Here is a 5398-nt window from a genome sequence, read left to right as displayed (position 1 = left end):
TAGTAGCTCTGCACGAAGAGGAAAGGAGATTTTGAGCATGCATACCGGCCCGTTTGTGGAAGCGGTGTATCCGCGGCCAGCCACTATATCGGTCACCGCCCCGAAGAAGCGGATCTTGCCAAATTTTGCCAAAAGACCTACGCTTGCTTCATGAGCACGATGAACATCTCTCTCCCGGATAGTCTGAAGTCCTTCGTGGACGAACAGGTCAGCCAGCGTGGCTATGGCACCAGCAGCGAGTACGTGCGTGAGTTGATTCGCAAGGATCAAGAGCGCTTGCATCTGCGGAAGCTGCTGTTGGCAGGAGCAGCCTCGGTCCCGGCAGCAACAGCCGATGCCCGCTACTTTGAAGGCCTGCGTGACCGGGTGCGCAAGAGCGCCAAGGCCGGCGCTCAAGAGTGAAAGCCAAGGCAGTCATCCCGCGTGAGCAGGCCAGCCGGGATGTTGACGAGGCTCTTGCCTACTACCTGAGTGAGGCCAGCGAAGCTGTGGCGCTCGGCTTCATCAATGCACTGGAGAAGGCCTACGGCCACATCGGTCGCCATCCGGCAACGGGCTCAACGCGCTACGCACACGAACTCAATTTGCCCGGCCTGTGCGCTTGGCCGCTGACACGCTACCCGCATGTCGTGTTCTACGTTGAGCATCCGCACCACATCGACGTCTGGCGTGTGCTGCATGGCCAGAGGGACATCCCGGTGTGGATGCAAGAGCCCGACAATGTTGGCATATTATGCCAATAGGCGCGCTCAACTTCGGACTCGCTCACCAGCCCCGACCGCGCTCGTTCAGACCAATCCTGAAAGAGCCGGAAACGATATTTGACTTCCACAAGGGGGCAAGGCCCAACTTCCCGGCAACGCTGGCAATGATGAGTCCGCCAACGCCGCCGCCGATGAGGATCAGCTCGTGTGAATGTTTCATCGCGGTTCGCGTTCATCCGGCAAGTCATCCAGGCCCGGTACCGATTCACGACGAATGCGCCACACCAGTCTTGGCAGGAAGATGGCCATGGCTAGCAGACCGATGGCGATCAGCACGGCCTGGATAGCGCGCTCGCCGCCGGCGATAGCCTCTGCCCCGGCATGACCGATTCAGACATACGCCAGTGCCCCGGGTATCATGCAGGGCAGCGTGGCAGCCACATAGTGCGTCAACATGAACACGACGGGTGCCCAGGCACCGAACTGGTCCAGTTGCTGGCGTACCCACTCCACGCTGAGGGCATCCCGATAAAGCACGCCCAGGGTCACCACGGCCGCGATGAACGCCAGCAGGACCCCGCTGACCAGCCATTGCCGATTCCAGCCATTCATGGCGCGGCTCCCGTTCTCGATCATCGTGGCCCAGTATCCAATGGGGACAGGTTCATTGCCTATCCGTAGTATCCACAACGCCGCGCTGGCAGGCCTTGATGCCCGGCGCCCATAATGTGCTGTGCGACTCCCTCACCGCCTCGACCGTGCGCTGCGGCGCGTGATCGTCACGCCTGACTTTCACCGCGTGCATCATTCCTGGCACCCCAACGAGACCAATAGCAATTTCGGTTTCAACCTGTCCTGCTGGGACCGGCTGCTGGGTACCTACCAGGCCCACCCAGCCCCGGTAGGGGCACGATCGCATGACGATCGGCATCAATGAGCCGCCGCCGAGCCGTTGCTCACGAACGACTCCTCACTGCTGCGCTGCGGACGCCCGAAAACCTCTATCGCGGGTATCCTTTTTGGGATATTGCAATTCGTGCCGGCGACCGGAAGCACCCATAATCGTGCAAGTCCGAAGCAGGCTTGCATTAATCTTCGATCATTACTAATGATGTGTACCATGAGTCGCATAAATAAAGGGAAAGCTGAAGAGCGTCTTGTAAGCTGTTCCCGCAGGTTTTGTAGTGGATGCGCGCTGGCTGGAGAACCACGGCGTCAACCGGTTCCTCACCCGGAAATACGTGGATCGCGGCTGGCTGGAGCGCCTGGAGCGCGGTGTCTTCCGTCGCCCCACGCCGCAGTCAGCCCCTCCGGACTGGAAGAGTTGCATCCTGTCTCTCCAAAAAATCATGGGTTATCAAGTCCATGTTGGTGGCATGTCCGCCCTTGACCTCCAGGGTTACCGCCACTATCTCCCGCTGGGTGCGCATCCGCCCGTGTGGGTCTACGGCAGTGACACACCGAGCTGGCTGTCGCGTCTCACCCTCGATGCGCCGCTCATCAGCCGCCCCCTGTCCCTGTTCGATGACCCGTCGCTCGGTCTGACGGAATACAAACATGGCAATGCCCCGACTCTGCCCTGGGGCTGGACGCTCCGAATATCCTCGCCCGAGCGCGCGATCCTCGAAGCACTTGACGAACTGCCCGCGCATGAGAGTTTTCATAACCTTGACATGGTTTCGAGGGGCTAGCGACGATGCGGCCTCGCCAGCTGACGGCGCTGCTGCAGAGCTGCCGCAAGATCAAGCTCAGACGCCTATTCTTCGTCTTCGCCGACCGCCACAAACATGTCTGGCGCGAGCGTGTTAACCCCGATGACTTCAACCTCGGCACGGGTGACCGCGCCCTGATAACGGGCGGCAAAATCCATCCGCGCTACCGCATCATGGTCCCGCCCGAATTCGTTGATATCCCAACGGGGGATGCCGATGGCCCGTGACGCCTATAGTGCACAGGTCGCGCTTCTGGTGCGCCTGCTGCCCTTCATCGAGGCGGAACCCGTGTTCGCGCTCAAGGGCGGCACTGCTCACGCGGGGCGTCGTGCACGATCCTGAACGCCGCGCCTTATCCTCAACGGTCGAAGATGAATTCGGCTATGCCGCCGTCCAGGTTGTGTCATTTGAGGATTTGTTCGGTGGCAAACTCCATGCGGCGGTCGATCGCCAGCACCCGCGCCCGACACACTGCTCGCGCCCGGACTGAGCGATCTGAACGAACCTTATGCCAGGGATTTCGTCGGCATGACGACCATCCCGATCTCAGTCGACGAGCTCGAAGCGAGCAGAGTTCGGCTCATCGCCGATATCCGCGGTCGCCTGTGTGACAATATCGTGCAATTCCTACTCAGCCTGCATGACGGCGAACCTGATTTCGGGACGATCGGCTTGCCGCAGGCACAAACCCTTCCAGCCGTCCGCTGGAAACTCTTCAACCTGAAAAAGCTTGCGCACGAGAACGCAGCCAAACATGCCGCGCAGCGCGTGGAACTCGAAAATCTTTTCCGCAACTCGTAGCCCATGGGGCCGTGAGCTTGTTAGCGCGAGCAGGGGAAGCCGGGTTTGATGTCCTGGCCACTGCCAAGACCGCCCGTGGGTCGGCCTGCTTCAGGACACTGGGACTCCCAAGGCAGGGCGGGGGTATTTGGCCGTGCCTTGCCGATCGTTGTCCCTTGCCGACCCATAGCGGACGGTCTGTGGAGGTGTAGAGAGACTCCAGTCGTACTCACAGCTGCCACTCGAAATACCCCGGATGCGATGGGATTGAAGACCACAGATCAAGAAGCCCCCGCGGGATGAACTGTGACTTGATGAGTGCGAATGTCGACCAGCGCCGGGGCCGTCGGGTGATCCTCGTCAACTCACGATCCGGTACCACGTTATTTCGGGGATACCCCGCAGTCCCAACACTAAGCCGCCTTGCCGTGGCGCTCACGCCAAAGATCGTAATCGAGTTGCATTCCTGCCCAGACTTCGGCACGTCCGCCTTGCTCCACACCCAGCCAGCGCTCGATGCGCAAAGCCATCTTTGGTGAAATACCCGCGTGACCGTGAAGCACACGGGACAGCGCTGCCCGCGTGACGCCCAGTTCGCGAGCCGCGGCTGCCACCGAAAGCCCCAGCGCTGGCAACACGTCATCTCGCAGGATTTCTCCGGGGTGCGGTGGATTGTGCATCGTCATCATGACCCTCCTCAGTGGTAGTCCTGATAATCGACCAGGATTGCATCACCGTTATCGAACTTGAAGGTCAGCCGCCAGTTGCCGCTGACCGAAACGGACCAATGCTCCGACAGGTTGCCTCTGAGTGGGTGCAAAGCCCAGCCCGGCAGATTCATGTCCTCCGGGGTGCTAGTCCGATTCAGCACAGCGAGTTGACGGGACAGTTTGGCAGCATGCCCGCTCTGGATACCCACCTTGGACCCAGTCTCGAAGAATTTTCGAAGGCCTTTGTGCCGGAAGCTCTTGATCACGCACCTGATCGTATAGTGTCGGTATACGTCATGCAATGACGTCCATCACTTGACGCACCAAGTTTCATCCACACCTGGTTCCGACTGCTGAGACCAATTTTGTGAAACCCGTAAAACCTTCACCGTTCACCCTTCAACCTTGAAGGCCTTCCCGAAGCGCTCCCCCTGTGGACCAGGCTGGTTCGGCGTGTCCGTTAGAGAAGCGACTTCAGCCGCTCAGATCCAAGCCCTCCGATGTCCGCTCAGGGCCGGCCACTGCCACCATCGGTCGTTGGGTGTCTCGAGCCGACCCTGACCGGCCACTCGGCCTGCAGTGACAAGAGACCGCACAATGCTCGAGAGCGGGCACAACTGCACAGACGATGACGCGGTCAAGGGGTAGTCTGCATGCTACAGGGCGGGACCTGATCCTTTTGCGCGTCCCGCGTCAGGGTCGGACCTGAATGGCTTTATTTGAGTAGGCGACCCCGTGTCGGAGGCAGTGCGGGATATACACCAGTGCCCTCTTATGCATACAATGTAGCTACAACGTGGCTATAGAATATCAGGAGGGACGCCATGAGTGCGGATACCGTGGTTCGAGCTCGTATCGACAGCGAAACCAAAGAACGTGCCACCGCGGCCTTGGAGGCCATGGGGTTGTCTGTGTCCGACGCAATCCGCTTGCTGATGTTGCGCATTGCCGATGAACAGCGACTTCCCTTCGCGGTTCAGGTGCCCAACTTGATGACTGCCAAGGCGTTGGACGACCTGGATTCTGGTAAGGGAAAGCGGTTCAATAGCGCTGATGAGCTTTTCGATGATCTGAGTATCTGATGCTGACTGCGGTCTGTTCCAGCCAGTTCAAACGCGATGTGAAACGGCTTCAGAAACGTGGTAAGGACATGGGCAAGTTGCGGATTGTGCTGGGCCTTCTGATGGAAAAGGCCCCATTGCCCGAGGCGTATCAGGATCATTCCTTGCGAGGAAATTGGCGCGGCTATCGAGACGCACATATCGAGCCGGATTGGTTGATGCTGTACCGCGTTGTCGGCGACGAGTTGCACTTGGCCCGGACCGGTAGCCATGCGGATTTGTTCCGCGAGTAAGTGCTGGGTGTTGGATGCTCAGGGCCCGCCACTGCCGCTGACAGGTCGCGACCCAGAGCGGGCAGTCGTAGGTAGCCGAGAAGGGGCCGCAGTCCATTGCAAAGCAGTCTCATCAGCGCGCCCAACTGGACTGGTCGT

Annotated in this window: 11 protein-coding genes and 1 pseudogene; 9 read left to right on the top strand and 3 right to left on the bottom strand. The window is 59.7% G+C overall.

What is annotated here, in order from left to right; genetic code table 11:
* Positions 1 to 159 precede the first annotated feature (159 nt).
* Both LPW29_RS14725 and LPW29_RS14720 read left to right on the top strand, forming a co-directional pair.
* Positions 160 to 402, top strand: coding sequence for a type II toxin-antitoxin system ParD family antitoxin (locus LPW29_RS14725; RefSeq protein WP_370642851.1), 243 nt, complete (start codon positions 160 to 162; stop codon positions 400 to 402).
* On the top strand, positions 399 to 743 hold the full coding sequence (locus LPW29_RS14720; protein ID WP_090253519.1) for a type II toxin-antitoxin system RelE/ParE family toxin: 345 nt from the start codon (positions 399 to 401) through the stop codon (positions 741 to 743). Before LPW29_RS14725 ends, LPW29_RS14720 begins: the two co-directional genes overlap by 4 nt.
* A 351-nt stretch (positions 744 to 1094) precedes the next feature.
* On the opposite strand, the gene LPW29_RS14715 is transcribed toward LPW29_RS14720, so the two are convergent.
* Positions 1095 to 1340, bottom strand: a complete 246-nt coding sequence (locus LPW29_RS14715; RefSeq protein ID WP_238628637.1) for a hypothetical protein — start codon at positions 1338 to 1340, stop codon at positions 1095 to 1097.
* 97 nt (positions 1341 to 1437) lie between these two features.
* On the opposite strand from LPW29_RS14715, the pseudogene LPW29_RS14710 reads away from it, so the two are divergent.
* From LPW29_RS14710 to LPW29_RS14695, 5 genes and pseudogenes are all read left to right on the top strand, one after another.
* Positions 1438 to 1642, top strand: a pseudogene (locus tag LPW29_RS14710) (sterol desaturase family protein); the annotation flags it as partial.
* Positions 1643 to 1888: 246 nt separating this feature from the next.
* Positions 1889 to 2395 carry an AbiEi antitoxin N-terminal domain-containing protein gene (locus LPW29_RS15580; protein WP_338018712.1) on the top strand — a complete coding sequence of 169 codons (507 nt, stop codon included), beginning with the start codon at positions 1889 to 1891 and terminating at the stop codon, positions 2393 to 2395.
* Positions 2396 to 2400: 5 nt separating this feature from the next.
* The gene (locus LPW29_RS15575) at positions 2401 to 2643 is read left to right on the top strand and encodes a type IV toxin-antitoxin system AbiEi family antitoxin domain-containing protein (RefSeq protein ID WP_255705835.1); all 243 of its coding nucleotides are present in this window, start codon (positions 2401 to 2403) and stop codon (positions 2641 to 2643) included.
* Positions 2640 to 2906 (top strand): nucleotidyl transferase AbiEii/AbiGii toxin family protein, encoded by a 267-nt coding sequence (locus tag LPW29_RS14700; RefSeq protein ID WP_338018711.1) that lies wholly within the window; start codon positions 2640 to 2642, stop codon positions 2904 to 2906. Before LPW29_RS15575 ends, LPW29_RS14700 begins: the two co-directional genes overlap by 4 nt.
* Positions 2907 to 2944: 38 nt before the next feature.
* Positions 2945 to 3217 (top strand): hypothetical protein, encoded by a 273-nt coding sequence (locus tag LPW29_RS14695; RefSeq protein WP_238628635.1) that lies wholly within the window; start codon positions 2945 to 2947, stop codon positions 3215 to 3217.
* Positions 3218 to 3609: 392 nt separating this feature from the next.
* On the opposite strand, the gene LPW29_RS14690 is transcribed toward LPW29_RS14695, so the two are convergent.
* Both LPW29_RS14690 and LPW29_RS14685 read right to left on the bottom strand, forming a co-directional pair.
* A complete protein-coding gene (locus LPW29_RS14690) occupies positions 3610 to 3882 on the bottom strand; it encodes a HigA family addiction module antitoxin (RefSeq protein ID WP_090255810.1) in 273 nt (90 codons plus the stop codon).
* Between the two features lie 11 nt (positions 3883 to 3893).
* Positions 3894 to 4172: a type II toxin-antitoxin system RelE/ParE family toxin gene (locus tag LPW29_RS14685; RefSeq protein ID WP_238628634.1), complete on the bottom strand. Its 279-nt coding sequence runs from the start codon at positions 4170 to 4172 to the stop codon at positions 3894 to 3896.
* A gap of 558 nt (positions 4173 to 4730) precedes the next feature.
* Between LPW29_RS14685 and LPW29_RS14680 the strand changes: the two genes are divergently transcribed.
* Together LPW29_RS14680 and LPW29_RS14675 are read left to right on the top strand one after the other, a co-directional pair.
* Positions 4731 to 4988 carry a type II toxin-antitoxin system RelB/DinJ family antitoxin gene (locus LPW29_RS14680; protein WP_238628633.1) on the top strand — a complete coding sequence of 86 codons (258 nt, stop codon included), beginning with the start codon at positions 4731 to 4733 and terminating at the stop codon, positions 4986 to 4988.
* Entirely contained in the window at positions 4988 to 5260 is a 273-nt protein-coding gene (locus tag LPW29_RS14675) for a type II toxin-antitoxin system YafQ family toxin (RefSeq protein ID WP_238628632.1), read from the top strand. Before LPW29_RS14680 ends, LPW29_RS14675 begins: the two co-directional genes overlap by 1 nt.
* Positions 5261 to 5398 lie beyond the last annotated feature (138 nt).

Source organism: Ectothiorhodospira sp. 9100, from assembly GCF_022227565.1.
GTDB classification, from domain to species: Bacteria; Pseudomonadota; Gammaproteobacteria; order Ectothiorhodospirales; family Ectothiorhodospiraceae; genus Ectothiorhodospira; species Ectothiorhodospira marina.
This window is presented reverse-complemented; position numbering and strand designations above follow the sequence as displayed.